Source organism: Vitiosangium sp. GDMCC 1.1324, assembly GCF_003044305.1.
Lineage (GTDB): Bacteria > Myxococcota > Myxococcia > Myxococcales > Myxococcaceae > Archangium.
In genome coordinates this window covers 1-20,611 of record NZ_PZOX01000022.1, presented here as the reverse complement: position 1 = coordinate 20,611, position 20,611 = coordinate 1, and the positions used below count along the sequence as shown (strand labels likewise).

Annotated in this window: 17 protein-coding genes; 9 read left to right on the top strand and 8 right to left on the bottom strand. The window is 67.9% G+C overall.

The window, feature by feature from the left end:
* The first annotated feature begins 163 nt into the window (after positions 1–163).
* Positions 164–610, top strand: a complete 447-nt coding sequence (locus tag DAT35_RS43960) for a hypothetical protein (protein ID WP_158502137.1) — start codon at positions 164–166, stop codon at positions 608–610.
* Here the strand turns inward: DAT35_RS43960 and DAT35_RS43955 are convergent.
* The 6 genes from DAT35_RS43955 to DAT35_RS43930 form a co-directional block, all read right to left on the bottom strand.
* Positions 571–1,245, bottom strand: coding sequence for a lectin-like protein (locus tag DAT35_RS43955; RefSeq protein ID WP_158502136.1), 675 nt, complete (start codon positions 1,243–1,245; stop codon positions 571–573). The genes DAT35_RS43960 and DAT35_RS43955 overlap by 40 nt on opposite strands.
* A 184-nt stretch (positions 1,246–1,429) precedes the next feature.
* Positions 1,430–3,124: an alpha/beta fold hydrolase gene (locus tag DAT35_RS43950; RefSeq protein ID WP_108075313.1), complete on the bottom strand. Its 1,695-nt coding sequence runs from the start codon at positions 3,122–3,124 to the stop codon at positions 1,430–1,432.
* Between the two features lie 17 nt (positions 3,125–3,141).
* Positions 3,142–3,831, bottom strand: a complete 690-nt coding sequence (locus DAT35_RS43945) for an FKBP-type peptidyl-prolyl cis-trans isomerase N-terminal domain-containing protein (RefSeq protein ID WP_108075312.1) — start codon at positions 3,829–3,831, stop codon at positions 3,142–3,144.
* A 321-nt stretch (positions 3,832–4,152) separates the two neighbouring features.
* Positions 4,153–5,421: a sulfate reduction electron transfer complex DsrMKJOP subunit DsrP gene (dsrP, locus tag DAT35_RS43940; protein ID WP_199243179.1), complete on the bottom strand. Its 1,269-nt coding sequence runs from the start codon at positions 5,419–5,421 to the stop codon at positions 4,153–4,155.
* 3 nt (positions 5,422–5,424) lie between these two features.
* A complete protein-coding gene (locus DAT35_RS43935; RefSeq protein WP_108075311.1) occupies positions 5,425–6,330 on the bottom strand; it encodes a 4Fe-4S dicluster domain-containing protein in 906 nt (301 codons plus the stop codon).
* Positions 6,323–6,922 carry a cytochrome c3 family protein gene (locus DAT35_RS43930; RefSeq protein ID WP_158502135.1) on the bottom strand — a complete coding sequence of 200 codons (600 nt, stop codon included), beginning with the start codon at positions 6,920–6,922 and terminating at the stop codon, positions 6,323–6,325. The genes DAT35_RS43935 and DAT35_RS43930 overlap by 8 nt, the downstream gene beginning before the upstream one ends.
* Before the next feature lie 245 nt (positions 6,923–7,167).
* Between DAT35_RS43930 and DAT35_RS43925 the strand changes: the two genes are divergently transcribed.
* From DAT35_RS43925 to DAT35_RS43900, 6 genes are all read left to right on the top strand, one after another.
* Positions 7,168–7,413 carry a hypothetical protein gene (locus tag DAT35_RS43925; protein WP_108075309.1) on the top strand — a complete coding sequence of 82 codons (246 nt, stop codon included), beginning with the start codon at positions 7,168–7,170 and terminating at the stop codon, positions 7,411–7,413.
* Positions 7,414–7,416: 3 nt separating this feature from the next.
* Complete coding sequence (locus DAT35_RS43920) at positions 7,417–9,837, top strand: molybdopterin-dependent oxidoreductase (protein WP_108075308.1); 2,421 nt, start codon at positions 7,417–7,419, stop codon at positions 9,835–9,837.
* A complete protein-coding gene (locus DAT35_RS43915; RefSeq protein WP_108075307.1) occupies positions 9,834–10,652 on the top strand; it encodes a nitrate reductase cytochrome c-type subunit in 819 nt (272 codons plus the stop codon). Before DAT35_RS43920 ends, DAT35_RS43915 begins: the two co-directional genes overlap by 4 nt.
* Positions 10,649–11,242, top strand: a complete 594-nt coding sequence (locus DAT35_RS43910; protein ID WP_108075306.1) for a 4Fe-4S binding protein — start codon at positions 10,649–10,651, stop codon at positions 11,240–11,242. The genes DAT35_RS43915 and DAT35_RS43910 overlap by 4 nt, the downstream gene beginning before the upstream one ends.
* The gene (locus DAT35_RS43905) at positions 11,239–11,586 is read left to right on the top strand and encodes a hypothetical protein (RefSeq protein WP_108075305.1); all 348 of its coding nucleotides are present in this window, start codon (positions 11,239–11,241) and stop codon (positions 11,584–11,586) included. The genes DAT35_RS43910 and DAT35_RS43905 overlap by 4 nt, the downstream gene beginning before the upstream one ends.
* Before the next feature lie 419 nt (positions 11,587–12,005).
* Positions 12,006–13,721 (top strand): methyl-accepting chemotaxis protein, encoded by a 1,716-nt coding sequence (locus DAT35_RS43900; protein WP_233262064.1) that lies wholly within the window; start codon positions 12,006–12,008, stop codon positions 13,719–13,721.
* A 55-nt stretch (positions 13,722–13,776) separates the two neighbouring features.
* Here the strand turns inward: DAT35_RS43900 and DAT35_RS43895 are convergent, their stop codons facing one another.
* Positions 13,777–14,673: an RNA polymerase subunit sigma-70 gene (locus tag DAT35_RS43895; protein WP_108075303.1), complete on the bottom strand. Its 897-nt coding sequence runs from the start codon at positions 14,671–14,673 to the stop codon at positions 13,777–13,779.
* Positions 14,670–17,777 (bottom strand): tetratricopeptide repeat protein, encoded by a 3,108-nt coding sequence (locus DAT35_RS43890; protein ID WP_108075302.1) that lies wholly within the window; start codon positions 17,775–17,777, stop codon positions 14,670–14,672. Before DAT35_RS43890 ends, DAT35_RS43895 begins: the two co-directional genes overlap by 4 nt.
* Positions 17,778–18,125: 348 nt before the next feature.
* On the opposite strand from DAT35_RS43890, the gene DAT35_RS43885 reads away from it, so the two are divergent.
* The gene (locus tag DAT35_RS43885) at positions 18,126–18,752 is read left to right on the top strand and encodes a CHAP domain-containing protein (RefSeq protein WP_158502134.1); all 627 of its coding nucleotides are present in this window, start codon (positions 18,126–18,128) and stop codon (positions 18,750–18,752) included.
* A gap of 25 nt (positions 18,753–18,777) precedes the next feature.
* The coding region (locus DAT35_RS43880) for a serine/threonine-protein kinase (RefSeq protein WP_199243178.1) at positions 18,778–20,611 on the top strand (1,834 nt) is incomplete at its 3' end.

The window sequence follows — 20,611 nt, the reverse complement described above, 5'->3', positions numbered from 1 at the left end:
GCATGGTCCACTGAGCGTGAGGCGGGAGGGCTTGCTCCCTGGCGGACCTCATGCCGGGCAGACAGGAACGGACCCGCCGGCCACGGCGCAGGAAGAGAGCGCGCCGTGCACGGTTGGGGCGCGCATGAAAAACAAGTGACTCCTCGTCATGGGAATGGGAAGCATGCTATGTTTGGGCTCGGTCCTGGCGGGATGTGGTAGCCAGGAGACCAGCCAGCCCCCGGCGAACAATACCGAGATCAACGCGAGCGAAGACGACGCCGAGCCGGAGCAGGCAACGGCCTCGCCAGCCGCCGAGGCAGCGCCCGGAGCCGGGACTCCCGCCGTGGAAGCGCCCGGCGCCTCGGGCTCCGGGACGGTGACCTCCGAGGCCGGAGCGACCACGCCCTCGGCGCCCCAGTTGGACGCGGATGGAGTCGCGATGCTCAACCCGTCCCTTCCGGCCGGCAGCAGCTGGAACCTCGGCACGCGCGACCCGAACACCGTCGACAAGACGTACTTCGATCTCAACGGAGACAAGGCCACGGCGGGCACCGAGGCAGGTTATTCGAGGGGTACTCTCCCCCTGTGTCAGGGGCCGTTGGCGCAAGCGTTGTGCTGCACGTCGTAGTGCTGACCGGCGGGGCAGGTGCAGTGGTAGACCGAATCGGTGCCCAGGGCGCACGCGGAGCCACCGGCGCACTGCAGGGGCGCGAACGCGAACTCACACACGTAGGGGCTGACCTGCGAGCAGGCCACGTCATCCCAGTAGCCGGTGGTGTACATGCGGGCGCAGTTCTGGAAGTCGTTCTCCACGCCATCCATGTCGTTGGGCTCGCCCGAGCTCCAGTTGAAGTAGGGGGCGGGGTTGCCCTCAGGGGTCTGCCAACCGGCGGAGGTGGACGACTGCCCGCTGGCCTGCTTGAGGCCGATGTACGTCAGGTCCGTCCCGATGATGGAGTAGATGGCGGAGTTGCTGGCGGAGTTGAAGGGCACGGCGAACCGGCCGCCCATGGCCGTGCAGTCCGCCTTGGCGTTCGCCCAGGTCATGCCGGTGGAGTAGCGGTGATACACGATGCCGCCGGCGGCGGTCTGGGCCGCGGGCACCGGAGCGCACTGGTCGGGAGCGAGGGCCGCCTGCTGCGACTGGAGCTCGGAGTCGGAGTCCGTGGCCTCCGGAAGACCGCCACAGCCACTCCAGAGGAGCGCCGCGAGACCCAGCATCATGGGGCGAGACACGACAGTGGACGTGCGGACATTGCGCATGACAGGCATTCCTTGCGATAGGGGTGGGGCCGCTCCATGTGGGGAAATGAAGACCGGGAGCTGCCGTGCCCGCCGCTCAGGTGAGTGAACTGAGCGGGAGCACATCGACTTGGACCCGTGAGGGGAAAATCCGGGCAACGGGCTTTTTTCTTCTTCGAGTCCCCGACTTCGTGACAGGCCGGTATCAGAGCTCCAGGCAGTTGAGGGCGATCTTCTTGTGCGCCAGGGCCTGCCGGATGCCGCTGTAGACGGCGCCGTTCGATGCCAGACCGGCGTGCTCGACGAGGTTGTTCGGGCAGAAGTCCTGCACGGTCACGTTGCACTGCAGCAGCTCGCCCGCTGCGCTCGTGCGATCACAGTTGCTCATCTTCCCGTTCGAATTCGGGTCCGTGAAGACGTCGTTCGTGCTGTTGATGTTCGTGTAGAAGATGGGGTCGGCCGGGTCCCGCTGGTTGATCTCCTGGATGAGCGGGGAGTCAGGCTTCATCTGGGTGCACATCGGCGAGGAGGGGAGCGACGGATCCACGTAGCACTGGAACAGGATCGCGCCAATCAGGGCCGACAAGGGGTCTGTCCTTTGAATGGCACCCTGGTGGGGAGCGCCCAGGCTGATGAGGCTCTCGACGGTGCTGGTGCCAAAGTCGTGGATATAGGTCCGGGCAATGATGCCCCCTTGGCTGTGGCCGATCAGGTTGATCTTCTCCGCGCCGGTCCGCAACAGCATGTCCGCGATCTTGTATTTGAGCTGCCTCGCGCTCTCTCGCATGTCGCCCAAGCCTCCCCCCGGGAGCTCGAAGAACTCGACACGATAGCCGTCCGCCACGAGCCGGGCCTCCAGGAGCCAGTAGACGATCTCGCTCGCCAGGGTTCCGCCGATGATGAGGACCGGGTTCTTCTGGGCCGTCGCCGGGGGGGGCGGCGCGGGGGCCGTGGTGATGCTGCAGGACACCGCGCTGGCCTGCGCGCTGCCCGGGTTGGGGATGAGGGGCGGATCCGCCGCCAGGCAGGCCCACGAGCCATTCTGAGGACCCTGCTGCACCATGAACTCGGCGTGGGCGGAGCCATTGCCAGCATAGGAGAGCGCGCACCCGCCCCCCAACACCTGCGCCGGCGCCTGGAAGATGGATTTGGGATAGGACACCCCCGAGGCCATCGGGCCCTGGCTCACCGTGCAACGCAGGGCGGGCTTCGGGTTGAGCGTCGCCGCCTGTGCGGGATCGATCGCCACCCGGCAGGCGACGAGCGAGGCCTCGACCGTGGCATCCTGGCCGTGGTTCGGCGGGTCCGCCGCCTGACAGAACCAGCCCTGGCCACTGGAGGAGGGCCGGGAGATCACCACGTTCTCGGCATGGGTGGAGCCATTGAGGAAGTGTGAGCTGTCACAGCCTCCGGAGACGACGGTGTAGCCGTCATCGAAGAGGGCCTTGGTGAGCGTCACCTCGGCGGACGGGTTGCGCGAAGGGCCCACCTTCTTGCTGAGGGTCGTGCACTGCAGGCGCAGGCTGCTCACGGCCGGGTCGCTGGCCCGGCAGTACATGACAGAGGCCTTGGCCCAGGCCGGGTTGGAGATGAGCGCCGGATCCGCCCCCTTGCACCGCCAGCCGTACTCTCCGTCAGGGGAGTTCTGCACCATTACCGCGGCGTGCACGGAGTCGAAGCCAATGCGCGACACCTCGCACCCGCCGCCCACCCGGACGTAGCCCTGGCGCTGCTTGTCGAGGGGGACCGTGGCCACCGCCTTCGGGTTCGCCACCAGGCCGGTGGCGGGCATCTTCTCTTGGGTCGTCTGGCAGTCGAACGTCACCTGCGCGGCAGCCGTCGTGCTGACCAGCAGGAGCACGGCGACCAGACCCACCTGTCTGTTCTGGAGGAAGTTCATCGTGGGTCTCCGGTGGCTCAGCGCACGACTTCGCGCAGCGTGATCTCGTAGATCAGCGTGGCATTCGGCGGGATTTTGCTGGGGAACCCCTCGGCGCCGTAGGCCAGCTGCGGGGGGATGACGAAGCGGTACTTGCTGCCGATCGTCATGAGCTGGAAGGCCTCCGCCAGACCTTTGATTCCATCACTGACGCCCATGAGGGCGGCCTTGCCCAGGGCGGCGGTGCTGTCGAACTCCGCTCCTCCCGCGATCGAGGCCTTGTACTCGAACAGCACGCGGCTCTTGGGGCCGGGACGGGGGCCCGAGGGAGAGGCGCTCAGGAGCACATACTGAAGGCCACTCGGGGTGGTGACCACGCCCTTCTCCTTCGAGTGTGCCGCCAGGAAGGCCTGCCCCGCCTTGCCGTACTTCGCGCCCTCGTCCTGGCGCTTCTTCTGGAGGTTCTGGACCATCGAAGCGCGGGCCCTGTCCCGGGCCTTGGTGAGCTCCGGACCGCTCAGCAGGGACGGCTTTGCCTCCAGGTTGTCCCGGATGCCCTGGAGCAAGGCATTGATGTCCAGGTCCGCGTTGAGCAGCTTGATCGAGTCCGCGGTCTGCTGGCCGAGGGCATAGCTGTCCCGGGCCTTGTCCGTGCTCAGCTGCGCCGCGGGTTGCGCCGTCGCCGCGGTCGCCAGGGTGCAGAGGAGAATGAAACCCATCCGTGTCATGTCGTTGAGCTCCTGGGGCCTTCGAGGCTGAAAGCAGCCAGGCAGACAGTGACGTCAGCGCTCGCTGCGAGCGAGCCATGGAGCAACCCATGTGCCAGCCTCCAGCGCGGCGTGCCGGTGGGGCTGAGAGCAGCACAATTCAGTAGTTGGGGCGCTGAGAGCCCGCGAACGGAGTGACGGCTCGAGGTGCTGACACGTCAGCGCGGCCCGTTGACATGTCAGCCGCGCCCAGGCGTGCGTCGCTGCTCCGAAGCCATGCGCCTCTGGCGCTGATGTCCATCCAGTCGCCTCGTCCCCGGCGGGATTCGAACCGGTGCGGCGCTATGCGGCCTGCTGGGCCTTCGGGGTCTCGTCACCGTGCCCGGCGTGCGAGGCCGCGAGCTGGCCGCTCAGCACCGGTAGCGCCACCTTTACCGCCACCGTCAGCACCATCAGCCCGAAGGCCCAGATGCCCGCGGTGATCTTCCACTCGGTCAGGGTGGGCACGTACTCCACCAGCTCGTGCAGGGTGCTCGGGACGAAGCCGGGGATGATGAGGCCCATTCCCTTTTCAATCCAGACACCCACGAAGGCCAGCGCACACGCCAGATTCAGCAGCCCCACGTGGCGCCGCGTGGCCGGTAGGTGCACCACCACCGCCGAGGCGAGGTTCAGCGCCACCGCCGTCCAGATCCACGGCACCAGCGCGTGGTGCCCATGTGAGCCGAAGAACAGGTAGCGCACCGCCGTGGCGTGCGAGCCTCCCGTGTAGAGCGCGGTGAACAGCTCCGAGCCCAGCATGAACAGGTTGAGCAGCACCGTCACCCGCATCACCGACGTCAGCGTGCGCAGCGGGCCCTCGCCGATGGGCAGTCCCGTGAAGCGGCGGATGACTTGCAGCAGCACGATGACGAATGCCGGGCCCGTGATGAACGCCGACGCGATGAACCGCGGTGCCAGCAGCGCCGAGTTCCAGAACGGTCTCCCGCCCAGCCCGCTGTAGAGGAACGCCGTCACGCTGTGGATGCTGATGGCCCAGAAGATGGAAAGGAAGACGAACGGCAGGTACCACTTCTTGTGGGGCTTGTGGCCGAGGAACCTCATGTAGATGAGGTAGCCGCAGATGTGGAGGTTGATGAGCAGGTAGCCGTTGAGCACCACCACGTCCCACGAGAGCATCGACACCGGCCAGTTGAACCGGCCGAGCCCCGGCATGATGTGCCAGAAGCGGTCCGGCCGCCCCATGTCCACCACGATGAACAACAGACACATGAAGATCGCCGCCACCGCGAGCAACTCGCCGATGAGCGTGACGTCGTGCATCTCGTGGTCGTGGTACAGGTAGGCGGGGATGACCATCATCACCGCGCCCGCCGCGAGTCCCACCCCGAAGGTGAAGTTGGCGATGTACAGGCCCCACGAGACATGGTCACTCATCCCCGTGAGGGCCATGCCGTCGGCCAGCTGATGGGCCCAGGCATTGGCGCCCACCAGCGTGATCGCCGTGAGCACCGTCATCCACGTGTAGAAGCGCCAGGTCCCGTCGGTGCTCATCCAGAGCAGCCGGCCCAGGAACCGCGGGTAGTCGAGCAGGTGACGGGAAGCAGCCATGGCTCACTTGTCGAAGAAGTAGAAGAAGCGAGGCCGCGTCCCGAGCTCTTCCTTCAGCACGAAGACGCGCTTGTTCTCGAGCACCCAGCGGATGGGGCTCTTCGGATCCAACAGGTTGCCGAACACCCGCGCCCCCGTGGGGCACGCCTCCAGGCACGCCGGCAGCCTCCCGTCCCTCGTGCGGTGCAGGCAGAAGGTACACTTCTCCACCACGCCCTGCGGACGCACCCGGTTGGAGAGGTAGCCCTGGTCCGGGTTGAGCTCCTCGGGAGGAATCTCCGGCTTCGTCCAGTTGAAGCGCCGCGCGTGGTAGGGGCACGCCGCCTCGCAGTACCGGCAGCCGATGCACCAGTTGTAGTCCACCACCACGATGCCGTCCGGCTCCTTCCACGTCGCCTGGACGGGGCACACCTTCACGCACGGCGCGTTGTCGCACTGGTGGCATTGCACCGGCAGGTAGTATTTGCCCTCGGCTGGCACCGGGTGATCGTAGTTCGCGTTCCCGTGCTCCAGGTCCAGGCTGCCCTGCTGCATCTCCAGCACCCGGATGTAGGAGTTTCCCGTCCGCCGGTCGTGGTTGTTCTCCTGGTGGCACGCCTCGGCGCATTTCCGGCAGCCGATGCAGATGCTCAGGTTCAGCGCGTAGCCGAACGACACGCCCTCCTGCGGCGGCAGGTCCCGGATGTCCACGTCGCGGCCGTACTTCTGTTTCGCCTCGGCCTTGAGGTGGACCAGGATTCGCGCCATCTCGTCGCGCGTCAGTTCCTTGTAGTGCTTCTGCAGGAACTGGTCGACGCTCAGGTCCTGCGACCACTCGGTGAGCGGGGCCATCGCGTGAGCGAAGGCCGCGGCCCCGAGCGTGGCTCCAACGCCCTTCATCACGGTTCGGCGCGAGACGGTGTCACTCATGGCCCTGGGCCTCCTGGGTATCCGGCTCGCCTTGAGCGGATGGGTGGCGCGGAGGCATCACCGGATGCGCGCCCGCGTACTTCGGCGTGTGCGGGTCGTGGCAGCTCACGCAGTTGTTCCGCGTGCGATCTCCCCGCGACAAATCCCAGTGGCCCGTCATGCCGCCGTGCGCCCCCGCCTTGTAGTCGCGGTATTGCGGCCCGTGGCACTGCCCGCACAGCGTCACCGCCTCCGTCATCGGCAGCGGCTCGCCCGTGGCCAGGTGCAGCGAGCGGGGCTGCTGGGCCTGGTGGCACGAGGTGCAGGCGAGCTCCCCATGGCGGAACTGGAGGCCCTGGTGGAACTCCTTCAGTTCCTCGGGCTTCGAGGGCATGGGCTTCGTTTCACGCATCGAATGGCATGTCTCGCACGCCACGCGAAGCGGCCGGCCCAGCGCGTCCTTCTGGTCGCTCTCGACGGAGGTGAGCTTCGCCGGTTGGTGGATGGTCTCCTTGCCGGTCGGTGCTCCCGGGGGCGGTTGGAAGCGCGCGGGCTGGTCCTTCCCGCACCCGCCGAGCGCGAGCAGCACGGCCGCGAGTGCCGGGCGCATCAATCTGTCGAGAGGGCTCTCCACGGACGGTTGCGCAAAGCAGCGCCCGTGCCAGCGCCGCTCGTCCCCGTGCGCACGGCCGGAGCTCCCGCTCGCTCGCGAAAACCCTGCATCGCAGTGGCAACGTTATGCGCAGTCTTTGCGCCACGTCCGTGTCCGGTCGCCGCTCCGCACGTGGGTTCCTCCCACGTGGCCGGGATGGTCCGCCTCTTGCTCTGGGGGGCCATGCCCCATTGGACGGAGCCCTCATGCCTATCAGTAGCCTGGTGCTCACCCTCGATGCCTCGCCCGACAGGCGGGCACTCGCGCTCGCCGGAGTCGCTCGAGATCCCCGCATCACCGTGGGCGCTCCGGTGGAGGAGCGCTGGCTGCCGGTGGTGACCGAGACCGACAGCCTCCCGGAAGGTGAGGCACTCGCCGAATCACTGAGGGAACTGCCCGGGGTGAGCTTCGTGGATGTCGTGATGGTGGATTTCTCCGAGGAGGAGCGCTGAGCCATGGATCGCCGGGACTTTCTCAAGGGCACGGCCATGACGGCGGCGACGCTCGCCGCGAGCCGCCTCGCGTACGGGCAGGACAAGGCGGCCGTGGAGCCGTCGATCGCCGCGCGCAACGGCAACGGCGTGGAGTGGAACAAGGCGCCCTGCCGCTTCTGCGGTACCGGCTGTCACGTGCAGGTGGGCGTGCAGCACGGCAAGGTGGTGGCCATCGCCGGAGATCAGAAGGCCCCAGTGAACAAGGGCCTGCTGTGCGTGAAGGGCTACCACGTGGGGCTCGCCCTGTATGGGAGCGATCGGCTCACCACGCCGCTGCTGCGCAAGGGTGACAAGCAGGTGCCCATCAGCTGGGAGGAGGCGATCGACATCATCGCCCGCCGCGTGCTGAAGGACCCCAAGGGCTTCGGCCTCTATGGCAGCGGCCAGTGGACCATCCCCGAGGGCTATGCCGCCTCGAAGTTCGTAAAGGCGGGCCTGGGTACGCACCACATCGACGCCAACGCGCGTCTGTGCATGGCCTCGGCGGTGACGGGCTTCCTCGCCACCTACGGTGTGGACGAGCCCGCCGGCTGCTACGACGACCTCGATGCCTGCGACGTGCTCATCATGTGGGGCAATAACCCCGCGGAGATGCACCCGGTCCTCTTCTCGCGCGTCATCGACCGGCGCTCGCGCGGGGAGAAGGTCACCCTCATCGACATCGGCACCCGGAAGACGCGCACCAGCGGCTTCTGTGATTACTCCTTCCGCTTCAAGCCGAACTCCGACCTCGCCATCGCGTGTGGCATTGCCCACCTGCTGATGGAGAACGGCACCTATGACAAGGAATTCGTCGAGGCCAACTGCGCCTTCCGCGCCGCGAGCACGCCTCCCACGCTCGAGGGCAAGGCCATCTCCCTCGAGGAGTACCGCGAGCTGCTGAAACCCTACACCCCGGAGAAGGTGGAGCAGCTTTCGGGTGTCTCCGCCAAGGACTTGCGGATGCTGGCCGACCTCTTCGGCCGGAGGGAGCTCCGCATCACCAGCTTGTGGTGCATGGGTCCGAACCAGCACACCCGGGGCACGGCGATGAACAGCCTGCTCCATGGGTTGCACCTGCTCAGCGGGCACTTCGGCAAGCCGGGCGATGCGCCCACCAGCCTCACCGGCCAGCCCTCCGCGTGCGGCACCGTGCGTGAGGTGGGCACGCTCTCCCATGCGCTCCCCGGTGGCCGCGTGGTCGCCAAGGCCGAGCACCGCGCCCAGATGGAGGAGATCTGGAACGTACCCACAGGCCGCGTCTCCGACAAGATTGGCTACCACACCGTGGAGATGTGGAAGCGCTTCTCCACGCCCACCGATAAGGGCGGCGACATCCACACCATCTGGGTCCAGGTCACCAACCCCGCCCAGAGCCTTCCCAATACACACAAGCTGGTGGACCCCAGCCGCAAGCTCGCGGACAAGTTCCTCATCGTGTCGGATGTCTATCCGACCGCCACCACGCGCATCGCCGACCTCGTGCTGCCCTCGGCCATGTGGGTCGAGAAGAATGGCATGGTCGGTAACTCCGAGCGCCGCACCCAGCAGTGGTTCAAGATGGTGCAGCCGCCCGGGCAGGCCCGCGACGATGGGTGGCAGCTCCAGGCAGTGGCCCACCGGCTCCTCGAGCTCGGCTTCGCCGGCATGAAGGACAAGGACGGCCGCTTCCTCTTCGAGGTGAAGGGCAAGGATGGCAAGCCCGTCCCCACCTGGGACTTCGCCCACTACTACGACGTCAACGTCGACGAGCACCTCTTCGAGGAGTACCGGAAGACGACTCGCATCAAGCACAAGGACCTGGCGCCCTATCAGGAGTACGTGAAGGCGCGCGGCCTGCGCTGGCCCGTGGTGCAGCAGCCGGATGGCGGCTGGCGCGAGACGCGCTTCCGCTTCTCCGGCTTCGACGACCCGTATGTGAAGAAGGGCCGCGCCATCCAGTTCTACCACTCGCCCTCGCACGACGATCGGGCGCAGATCTGGTTCCAACCCTACGAACCCCCACCCGAGTCCCCCGACGCCGACTTCCCCTTCTGGCTGTGCACCGGCCGCGTCATCGAGCACTGGCATACGGGCTCGGTGACCATGCGGATTCCGCAGCTCCAGCGCGCCATGCCCCAGGCCTATGTGGAGATGAACCGCGCCGACGCGCGGCGGCTCGGGGTGGAGAACGGGGATTGGGTGACGGTGGAGACGCGGCGCGGGTCGCTCGACCTGCCGGTGTGGCTCGGCGGGCGCGGTGAGCCCGTCGAGGGCTCGCTCTTCGTTCCGTTCTTCGACGAGCGCCTGCTCATCAACGAGCTCACGCTCGACGAGCACGATCCGTTCTCCAAGCAGCCTGATTACAAGAAGTGCGCGGCGCGCGTGCGCCGACGCGAGCGGGTCGCGGAGAAACAGGGATGAGCACCGGCGGCGAACAGGGGAGTGGGCTCGGGGCGCGCTGGCTCCACGTGGGCGCCGCCGTGGCGGTGGCGTTCGCGGCCACCGGTTACTTCGCGGGCCTCCGCGACCCCGAGATGCCCGAGCGTCCGGTCGCCTCGGATCCGCACGCGCAACGGGCTGAGCGCGCTCCGAGTTATGGCGAGCTGCGCGAGCTGCGGCGCGGTGCCAACGCGCGCATGTACGAGGGAGCCATCGCCTCGCTGTCCGAGGGGACGTTCCCGGTGAAGCCGCTGCCCATGGCCACCCCCGAGCAGCGCGCTCAGGCCGTGGCCCAGCGAAAGACGCATCGCGCCTATGACGGAGCACCGCCCACCATCCCGCATGAGATTGATCAGCGCGAGGTCCCCGGCTGTCTGGCCTGCCACGGCGAGGGGATGAAGCTGGGCAACCGCGAGGCCCCGAAGATCAGCCATCCGCCGTATCAGAGTTGCACGCAGTGCCATGTGGTGGGGGTCTCGCCCCGTCCGCTGGCTCCGTACAAGGACATGCCGGGGAATGGCTTCGTCGGGCTGGCCTCGGCCGGGTCGGGCCAGCGGGCCTGGCAGGGGGCTCCGCCAACCATGCCCCACCCGACGCTCATGCGGAACGACTGCGCGAGCTGCCACGGGCCCAAGGGTCTCCCCGGGCTGCGCACCTCGCACCCCGAGCGGCAGAACTGCCAGCAGTGCCATGCGTCCTCGGCGCGGCTCGATCAGCGCGTCCAGGTGCTCCCCGAGCCGTCTCTCGGGGCAGGAGAGACCCCGCCTCCGGGCGTGGCCAGCGAGGTGCACCCGTGAGCTCCCAGTCCACGCTCAGCCGCCGTGCGCTCCTGGGGTTCCTTCGGAAGAAGGAGGAGCCCCGGTCTCCGGTTCCAGTGGAGCCCGCTCAGGCTTCGGCTCCCGCGCCCGCGTCCGCTCCCGGTGGTGGGTTCTCGCTCGAGGCGTTCTATTCCTCCCGAGCTCAGGCCGGTGAGGCGACGGGCATCAGCATCCCGGTCTTTTCCCTGCGCGAGGGGCTCGTCGTTCCTCAGGAGGGCATCAGCCGGCTCGGTATCGCTCCTCCGTCCGAGCCTCCCATCGTGGCCCAGACTCCCGAGGCCCGTTGTACCCCGGAGCGTGTTTCCGCTCCCGGACCGGCCCGGAGCGCCGCTCCCGTGGCGGGAATGGCCGTGAGGGTACGGCCCCAGCTCTGTCTCGCCTGGCAGGGCTCGTTTTGCAGCACCTGCTCCGAGCGCTGCCCCGTCGAGGGCGCCATCTCCGTCGAGCTGGGCCGCCCGCGCGTCGACGAATCGCGGTGCAACGGCTGTGGCCTCTGCGTCCAGGTCTGCCCGGCTCCGCTCAATGCCCTCGAGTTCCTTCCTTCCCGCCCGCAGGTCTCCTCGCCATGACGACCGGTCTCCGCCTCGTGAACGCCACTCTCGAGAACACCCCACTGCCCCAGTTGCAGGACGCGATTCTCGACGAGGAGACGCTGGCGCAGTTGTTTCGTGACATCCAGCACTGTGCTGTCTTGGACGAGGTGCTGCTCAAGGGGGGTCTCCTGTCCATGGCCTCCGAGAAGTCCGTTCCGCTCACCGAGGCCCTGGAGGCCCTCCGCGAGCGGCGGGTCGTCGGGGTGCAGCTCCGCTACTGGTACGCCGGGGCGAACTGGTGGGACACCTTGATGAACACGCCTCGGGGGGTTCGGTTGATCCGTATCGAGCACAAGCTCGAAGCGGGCCATCTGCCGTAATTTCTGCGCCCGCCCCAGGCTGTCAGAAAACTTGTAAGGGATAACTCATGCCGAGCCGTCCAGCCTGCCGGCCAGGCGAAGAGGCAAGCATCTCGTGACGTCGGGCACGGCCGGCAGCAGGTGCCGCCCGGGTACTCGCCAGGCTGGCGCTCAGGAGCTACTCCCCCCGTTGTTTGGCACACAGACAATTCTCCCCTCGGGAATATGCCTGTCCGGTTCGAGTGGAGGTCGGAGCGGGAGTGCAGGTCACCCGCGCGCCCGGTGTGTTCTCATCGAGCGGGGCCCGTATGATGCTTGATGCAGGATGAGCAGGGTTCCATGAAGGCTCCTCGGGTCGATGCCGACAGTGGTGGTCGCGTTGCCACGCAACCCCTGCGCGCCAATCAAAGGGTGACGTCACTGTGAACTGGTTTCGCAACTTGAAGGTTGTCACGAAGCTCACGCTCGGATTCGGGCTGCTCACGATGCTCGCCCTGCTCGTCGGCGTGCAGGGTCTGCGTGGCATGGCGCAGACAGACGAGAGCCTCAAGGAGATACACGAGCAACACGCGCTCGGCATCGTGAAGCTGCTCGAGGCGGACGTGTACATGCTCCACATGTCCCGCACCGTTCGCAACATGGTGCTGGATGTGGGCACGCAGCGGCTCGCGAGTCGGACCGAGGAACTCGAGGCGAACCGGAAGCAGTTCGAGAAGGCATTCGCGGCCTATCGACAGACGATCCCCGGTTCGGATTCGGTCCAGCAGCTCAAGGCCGCGCAGATGGAGCAGCTCCTGGTTCAGCTCCAGAACGAGCAGCAGGACGTCCTGCGACTCGCGGCGGACGGGCGGCTGCCCGGGATGCTTGCCACGAGCAAGGATCTCTACGTCGACGCGGGCGTGAAGGATGTCCGAGCGGTCGAGAACCAGATCGAGGAGGTCCTCAAGGAGCTCGAGACGCACAAGTTCGCGGCGATGGAACGGTTCGTGGAGCAGTCGACCGCGTCGTACGAGGAGTTCAGGCGGTTCGTCCTGGGCTTCGTCCTCGCCACCTTCATCATCGCATTTGGGAGCGGACTGCTCACGACGATGGTGATCGCGCAGCAGCTCGGCGGGGAGCCGGGATACGCGGCGGAGCTGGTGCACAGGGTGGCGGACGGAGACCTCTCCGTGAAGGTGGAGACGAAGGAGAACGACGGGACGAGCCTTCTCTTCGCCCTGAAGGAGATGGTGAGGAAGCTCTCCGAAACGATCGCGGAGGTCCGTATGGGGGCCGCCACGCTCAGTGCGGCCTCCATGCAGGTGTCGGATTCCTCGCAGAGCCTCTCGCAGGGGACCAGCGAGCAGGCCAGCAGCGTGGAGGAGACCACCTCCAGCCTGGAGCAGATGACGGCCAGCATCACCCAGAACCGGGACAACAGCCGGCAGATGGAGCAGATGGCCATGAAGGGAGCCAGTGACGCAGAGGAGAGTGGCCGGGCGGTGAAGGAGACGGTGGAGGCGATGGCCTCCATCGCGGAGAAGGTCTCCATCATCGAGGAGATCGCCTACCAGACGAATCTGCTGGCGCTCAACGCGGCGATCGAAGCGGCGCGCGCCGGCGAGCACGGCAGGGGCTTCGCGGTGGTGGCCACCGAGGTGCGCAAGCTGGCCGAGCGCAGCCGGACGGCGGCGCAGGAGATCGGCGGGCTGGCGACGAGCAGCGTGAAGGTGGCCACGCGCTCGGGGCAGTTGCTGGTGGAGCTGGTACCCTCCATCCGCAAGACAGCGAACCTGGTGCAGGAGGTGGTGGCCGCCTCCACCGAGCAGGCCGACGGGGTGGTCCAGATGAACAAGGCCATGCTGCACGTGGATCAGGTGACGCAGCGCAACGCCTCGTCCGCCGAGGAGCTGTCCACCACCGCCGAGGAGCTCTCCGCCCAAGCGGAGGCGCTCACCCAGCTGGTGTCCTACTTCCGCGTGGTGGATGACCACCAGCGCGGCGCTCGCGTGCAATCTGCTCCTCGAGGGGGAGCACCCCATGGGCAGGCTTCGTCCGCGGCGCACGCGCTTCGGGCCGCGGCGAACGCCCACGGCCCCGAGGCTCCCGCTCCCCGTCCCGCCGTCCAGGCTCCGCTCACGGGCGAGGATCGCGAGTTCAAGCGCTTCCAGGTATGACCAGGAGCGAGAACACCCGGTGGCGAGCACTACCGCGAGCGGCGAGGTGATGGAGTCAGCTCAGCATCCGTTGGAGGCTGATCTCCAGCTGGCTGCGCACCAGCCCCAGGAGGCTCTCCATCGCGAGGTGGTCCTGCTTCAGCTGGTGGGCCAGCTCCGCGTGGACGCGCTCGAGCAGTTGCTCGCGGGCACTGGCGACCTTGCGCGCCACGCCGGAGCGTGAGTCGCCGTACATCAGCGCGAGCCGGTCCATGGTGAAGCCATCGAAGTGGTGCAGGCGCAGCAGGGTGCGCTCCTGCTCGGGGAGCGCCGCCACCGCCTTCCGGACCACCTCGACGAGGAGTTGGCGCGCATCCTCGCGGAGTATCTCGTGCTCCGGGTTGCCCGAGGCCAGCATCCGCGCGAATTCCTCCGGGGGATCGGTGACGGGGAGCTCGCGCCCGTTGCGGCGCACCAGCTCGCCGGCAATGCGCCCGGCGGTGATGCCCACCCAGGTCAGCAGCGGCCCCCGGCCTCCGTAGCTCTCAATCTTGGGAGGCGCCTCCTCGGTGCCCACCAGCAGCCGCTCGCGGAGCACCTGCAGCACCTCCTCCACCATGCTCGGTGACAACGCCCCGAGCCGGTAGGGGATGAACCGGAGGATGTTCTGCTCGAAGGCCCGGAGGGCCGAGGGCTCCCCGGTGGCGCAGGCGCACGCGAGGTACAGGTCGGCGCCGTGGAGGATGCGCAGCACCTCCGAGGCTTTTCCCGCGGGCAGGTGCCGGGCCATGTGCCGCACGAAGGCCTCGGCCGGGAGCTTCAACGTGGGCCACGCGGCCCGGGCCGCTTCGACGTGCTTGTGCAGCAGCGCCTCGAGCCCCTCCACGGCCTCCAGCTCCGCGAGCTGCGCCAGTGGCACGTGCTCCCGCAGCAGCGCCGCCAGTGAGTCTGTCATCTTCTGTTCCTCGCTCATCGCTTCCCCTGCCGCCTCTGCCAGGCCAGCACCTCTTGGAGCTCCGGCCGGCCCCGGACTCCCACGGATTCCAGCCGCGCCCGGGCCTCCTCGGCCATCGCGAGCGCACGCGCCCTGTCTGGCGCGGAGCGCGTTTCCACGAGCGCCCGGGCCAACAGGAAGGCGATTCCCCCGGCGGTCGCCGGGTCCCTGGGCTCGCCCCATCGGGTTTGTATGCGCCAGGCGCGCTCGAGCAGCGGTAAGGCCTCGTCCGCGGCGCCCAGCGCCAGGTGCGCCTTCCCGGCACAGGCCAGGGTGTTGGCATTGTCCATGGACTCCGGGCCCTGGGCCTTCTCGGTGATCTTCCGCGCACGCTCGCAGTACTCGAGCGCCTCCTTGGGTGCTCGGGTTGCCAGGGCCAGCTCGGCCAGGGGAAGCAGCACTGACATCGTGCTCCCACTCTCCGGGCCATGCTCCTTCTCCAGCCGCTTCAGCGCTTCCAGCAGGTCGCGCCGTGCCTCGGGGTAGCGGCCCGCGTTCAGGTGCACCTGCCCCCGGATCGTCAGTGGCAGGGCGGCGCGCGGTGTGTCAGGGCCCATCGAACGCTGGAGACGCTCCAGGGCCTCGGTGGAGAGGGCGAGCGCCTTGTCGTTCTGGCCTGACTCGTCGGACAGGATCGCCAGCTCCACGAGCGTGTGGACGACGGTGCCGTGGTTGGGTCCACGGGCTTTCTCGAAGATGGCGCGCGCCCGCTCGACCATGGACCGCGCCTCCTCCAGCCGGCCGTCGACGCGCAGGGGCACGGCGAGGTTCAGGAGCGCGGTCCCGAGGGTGGTGTCTTCCGGGATGCCGGCCGACTCCCGGAGGGCCAGGGCTGTGCGCCAGGCGCCGATGGACTCGGTGCGCCGGCCCAGCATCCCGTAGGCCGAGGCGACTCGGTTGTACGAAGTAATGAGGGCCGGGTTGTCGGAGCCCAGCAGCCGCTTGCGCTGCTCGAGGGCCTGGAGGTGGAACTCCAGCGACTCCGCGAAGCGGCGCTGGGCATGGCGGATCCGGCCGAGCTGGTGGAGGAGATCGGCCGTGCGGAGGCTGTCCGGGCCATTCCTCCTGCGAGAGAACTCCAGGCCCTGGAGCGCCTCTTGCTCCGCCTCGGTGAGCTTGCCTTGCTGATCCCTCAGCGAAGCCAGGCGGAGGTGCAGGTCCGTCGTGATGTCCGGGAAGCGCTCCCGCCCCAGTCGCTCGACAACGGCCTGGGCGTGCCGGACGAGCTTCTCCGCGTCCGCGGGGCGGGACAGCTCCTCGCCCACCACATAGATGAGCTCCAGCCATGCGCGCGCCACGGTCTCGTCGTCACGCCCGGCCTCGGCGGCCCAAAGGGCCTGGTAGAGGACCTCCTCCGCCTCCTTCGGCTTGTTGCCCCCTCCGAGCAACTCGCCGTGGGCCAGGAGTACCTCCGCCTCCAGCGGCTTGTAGTCGAGCCCCTTCAGCTCCTCGAGGAGGGCCGACGTCACCGCGAGGCCGTCGGGGAAGCGGCGCGCCACGAGGTGGGCCCGGGCCTGCGCCAGCTTGTGTCGGGCCGCATCCACCCGGGATCGGAGGTTGTCAGGGGGCTGAGGGCGGTTGGTGAGCCTGGGAGAGTCCCGGCATCCGGCGAGCCCCTCGAGGGAGGCCATCAGTTGTGGCGCGTTCTGCACCATCAGCGCGTCCGCCTTCTCCAGCACCTCGGTGGTGGCGGCGAGCTGCCAGAGCCGCGCGTCGAGGCACGCGGCCGTCTGCCAGGAGGCGCCATCCCCCGTGTCACCGCCCGCGGCCATGCAGGCCTCGGTACGCAACGTCCGCCACTGGGCGGCGTAGGCGTCCAGCACCGCCGCGAGCCGCTCCCAGGCCGGCGCGGCGTAGGGCGTGCCCGTGGCGAGGAAGGCTGTACGCACCCGCTCGCGCCGCGCGGGGCTCCATGCCACCGCGAGCTTCTCCACCTCCTGCTCGCAGCGCGCCTCGCGCCGATGCGTCACCCCGTAGGCCGCGAGGGCCCCCAGCACGCCGGCCACGGTCGCCGTGGCCACCACCCGCGCGAGCATCCGCCGGGGCGGGTTGAGGGTCGCCAGCAGGGCCTCCATGGTTGGGAAGCGCTCTTCGGGCTCGGCTCGCAGCCCTCGGAGCACCGCGCGCCGTACCCAGGCGGGGACTTTCACCTCGCGTTCGGGCGCAGTCACCCGGTCCTCCTGCACGGCCAGGACCAGCTCCCTCAGGGTCCGTCCCTGAAAGGGACGCACGCCAAAGAGGGCCTCGTAGAGCGCCACGCAGAAGCTGAACTCGTCCGAGCGCGCGTCCGCGCGCTGGCCCCGCAGCAATTCCGGGGCGAGATACGCGGGCGTGCCCAGCACGAGGCCTGTCCGGGTGAGCTGTCCTACGGGATGGGCAGGGGCCTCGGGGCTCACCTGCGGCGAGGGGCCGTCCTCCTGGTGGAGCAGACGGGCGATGCCGAAGTCCGTCACGTACACCCGGCCATTCCGCCCCAGGAGGGCGTTGGCGGGCTTGAAGTCGCGGTGCACCAGGCCCGCCGCGTGCGCGGCCGCCAGTCCCCGCCCGGCCTCCAGGAAGACCCGCAGCACCTCCTTCCAGGGATGCGGCTCCTTCATCCACTCCGCCAGCGTGGTGCCTTCCACCAGCTCCATGGCCAGGAAGATGCCGTCCCCGTAGGTGCCCACGTCATAGAGGGTGACGACGTTGGAGTGGGAGAGCCGGGCCAGCGCTTGCGCCTCGCGCAGCAGCCGCTGCTGCAACTCCTCCCGTTGGTGGCCCTCGGGGCGTAGCACCTTGAGGGCCACCCGGCGGCCCAGCTCCGGGTCATCCGCCGCGTACACCACCCCCATGGCCCCGGAGCCGATGCGCTCCCGTACCACGTACCGGGAGACCGTGGTGCCGCGGGCCAGCGGCAGTGGGGAGAGCTCCTCCGTGAGAACCACCGAGGGGCTGGAAAGGGCCCGAGCGCCATCACCCGCTGCCAGCACCCACTGGCAGTCAGGACAGTGCTCCACGTGCGCCAGGACGAGACCTCTGTGCTCCTCGGAGAGCAACCCGGCCAGGAAGTCGCTCAGCGTCGTTTCTTGGGGACACGCCTTCATGGGGTGGGGTTTGCGAGGATTTCTTGTTTTCTAGTGCGTCAGAGGAGGGGCACGCGAGCGGCCCAAGGTTTTTTGGGACGCGGGCCGAGCCATTTCCTCTTTTACCCCCGAAAGCCGGGAGCACGACTTTTGGTTGCCTCACGCACGGAGTGGAAGATGAGCCTGCCTGGATTTTTGAAGCCCGCTGGTATCCCTCGCCCCGCCGTTCCTCCATCCCCGGCGGATTGCCGCCCAGCTCTCGTGTGGGCCGGGCCCGAGCCGCCCGCCGCGCCCAGGGTGTTACGGGTGGTTTTTCGCCCTGTCTTGGATTGGAGCCTCCACCAACTCAATCACACACGAGGAAGCATCATGGATATCACCATTGCGCCCAGGAAGTATGAAACTGCCGTCAAGGTACTCCAACCCTCCATCGCCAGCTCGACGACACGTCCAGCGAAGACGGAGGAGAAGCCCAAGGGCCACTCGACCCGGGACACATTCGTCGACGGCCCCAAGGGGGCCAGCAAGTCTTCCAGCGACAAGGACAAGAAGATCGACAAGCTCGTCGACGCGGCCAAGGGGCAGATCGGCTACAAGGAGGGGCGCGGCAACAGCAACAAGTTTTCAAAGGAGATGGCCGGCAAGAATGGCCAGGCGTGGTGCGCGGACTTCGTGAGCTGGGCGGCCAAGCAGGCCGGTCTGTCGAAGCCGAAGTCTTCCCTCGCGCAGGGGATTGCTGATCAGCTCAAGGCGAAGGGCCAGTGGAAGGGACGCCACGATCCCAAGAAGGGCGACGCGGTCACCTTCCAGTGGAAGGGAAACTCCAAGGCGCCAGCAGACCACGTCGGCATCGTGGAGAAGGTTTTCGAGAAGAACGGCAAGAAGTACATCACGTACATCTCTGGCAACTCCGGCAGGTCCTCAGACAGCGTCACCCGGCGCACGATGGCCTGGGATGACAAGGTCATCATGGGCTACGGGACGATGATCAAGTAGACGCTGCGGAATGAGGAGCGGGACGATGGAGACGCAGCAAGGTTCCAATGCCACTATCAGCCGCGTGCACGTGGGGGCCATCAACCACGTGCGCATCGCTGGTGTCATCGATGAGACGTTCCCGCTGACGTCTTCCTCGCCAGACCTCGGGGGGCTCATCATCGTCGACCTTGGCCGGGTGGAGCGCATCAGCTCCTTCGGCGTGCGGCGGTGGAGCGAGTTCGCCAGCAAGCTGCCTCCCGGGGGGATCTCGCTCTACGTGGTCAACGCGCCACCGGTGATGGTGGACCAGTTCAACATGGTGGAGGGTTTCGCCGGCATGGCGCGGGTGCTGTCGGTGCTGGCGCCCTACACGTGCCGCGCCTGCGGCGAGGACCGGCTGCGCTTGGTGGACCTGCAGGCGGAGGCGGCCATCATCGCCGAGGGCCGTGCCCCCGAGCACTCCTGCCCGGTGTGCACTGGCAAGCTGGAGCTCGCGGATCAGCCGAGCGAGTTCTTCGACTACGTCAAGCGCCAGCAGTTCGGCACGGTGGATCCGGTGGTGATGCGCTACCTGCGCGCCACCACGCCCAGCGCGCCTTTTTCGCTCACCACGCCCCTGAAGATCGTCCAGGACGACATCACGTACATCACCCTCGCCAGCCAGCTGAAGGGAAGCCTGAACGTGCGGCGGCTGGCCTCGGGCCTGGAGGGGCGCGTCGCCTTCGATTTCGCCCATGTCATCCAGGTGGAGCCCGAGGCGGTTTCCAAGCTGGAGCAGATGCTGGCCACGGCGGCGCAGGGCGCCAAGGTGGTGCTGTGCCGGGTGCCCCCGCCAGTGCTCAACGCGCTGGCCCGCTTCACCCAACTGCTCACCGCGCAGCTCGGCACGTTGTGGTTGCCATGCGAGTGCCGCAACTGCGGTCACGAACACCACGAGCGCGCCCTGGCCTCCGAGTACCTGGCCCGGCTGCGCGCCAAGGCCAGCCCCGAGCGCGAGTGCCCGATCTGCGGCGGGAGCGCGCGCCTGCCCTCCATTCCCCAACTGGTGCCGCTGCTCAGCCGCTCGCCGCTGGTGAAGCGGCCTCTGGAGGACATCGAGGCGCTCGAGCCGAGGGCTCTCAGCCAGTACCTGTTCGGCTCCTCCAACGTGGATCCGAGCACCCACAAGGGCAGCGGCTCGGACATCAGCAACTCCATCAGCGCCACCACGCTGCAGGTCATCCGCCGGTTGGGCCAGGGCGGCATGGCCGAGGTGTTCCTCGCCAAGCAGGTGGGCGTGAAGGGGTTCGAGAAGTTCGTGGTGATGAAGAAGATTCTCCCGCAGTTCGCGGAGAATGCGGAGTTCGTCGACATGCTCTTCGCCGAGGCGCGAGCCAACGCGCGCCTCACGCACCCCAACGTCGTGCAGACGTTCGACGTGGGCATGAACGACGGCGTGGCATACCTCCTCATGGAGTACGTGCGCGGCCCGAACCTCAAGAAGTTGATGAACGAGCTGCGGCGCAAGGGGCTCGCCCTGCCGCTCGAGCATGCGCTGCGCATCGTCGCCGAGACGGCCGCGGGCCTGCACTACGCGCACAGCTACGTGGACCCGGCCGGCGTGCCCCACCCGGTGGTGCACCGCGACGTGAGTCCCCACAACATCCTCATCTCGCTCGATGGCGCCATCAAGCTGAGCGACTTCGGCATCGCCAAGGTGCAGGGCGAGGAGAACACCGAGGCGGGCGTGCTCAAGGGGAAGATCTCCTATCACTACTGCGTCAGGGGCCCGAAGGGTGAACAGGGAGGCCAGCTGGGGTGCGCGAGGGGTGCTGCCGGGTGTTGGAGCGGTGGCAGGTGGGGCACCGAGGCAGCCAGGTGGCAATCACCCGAGCCAT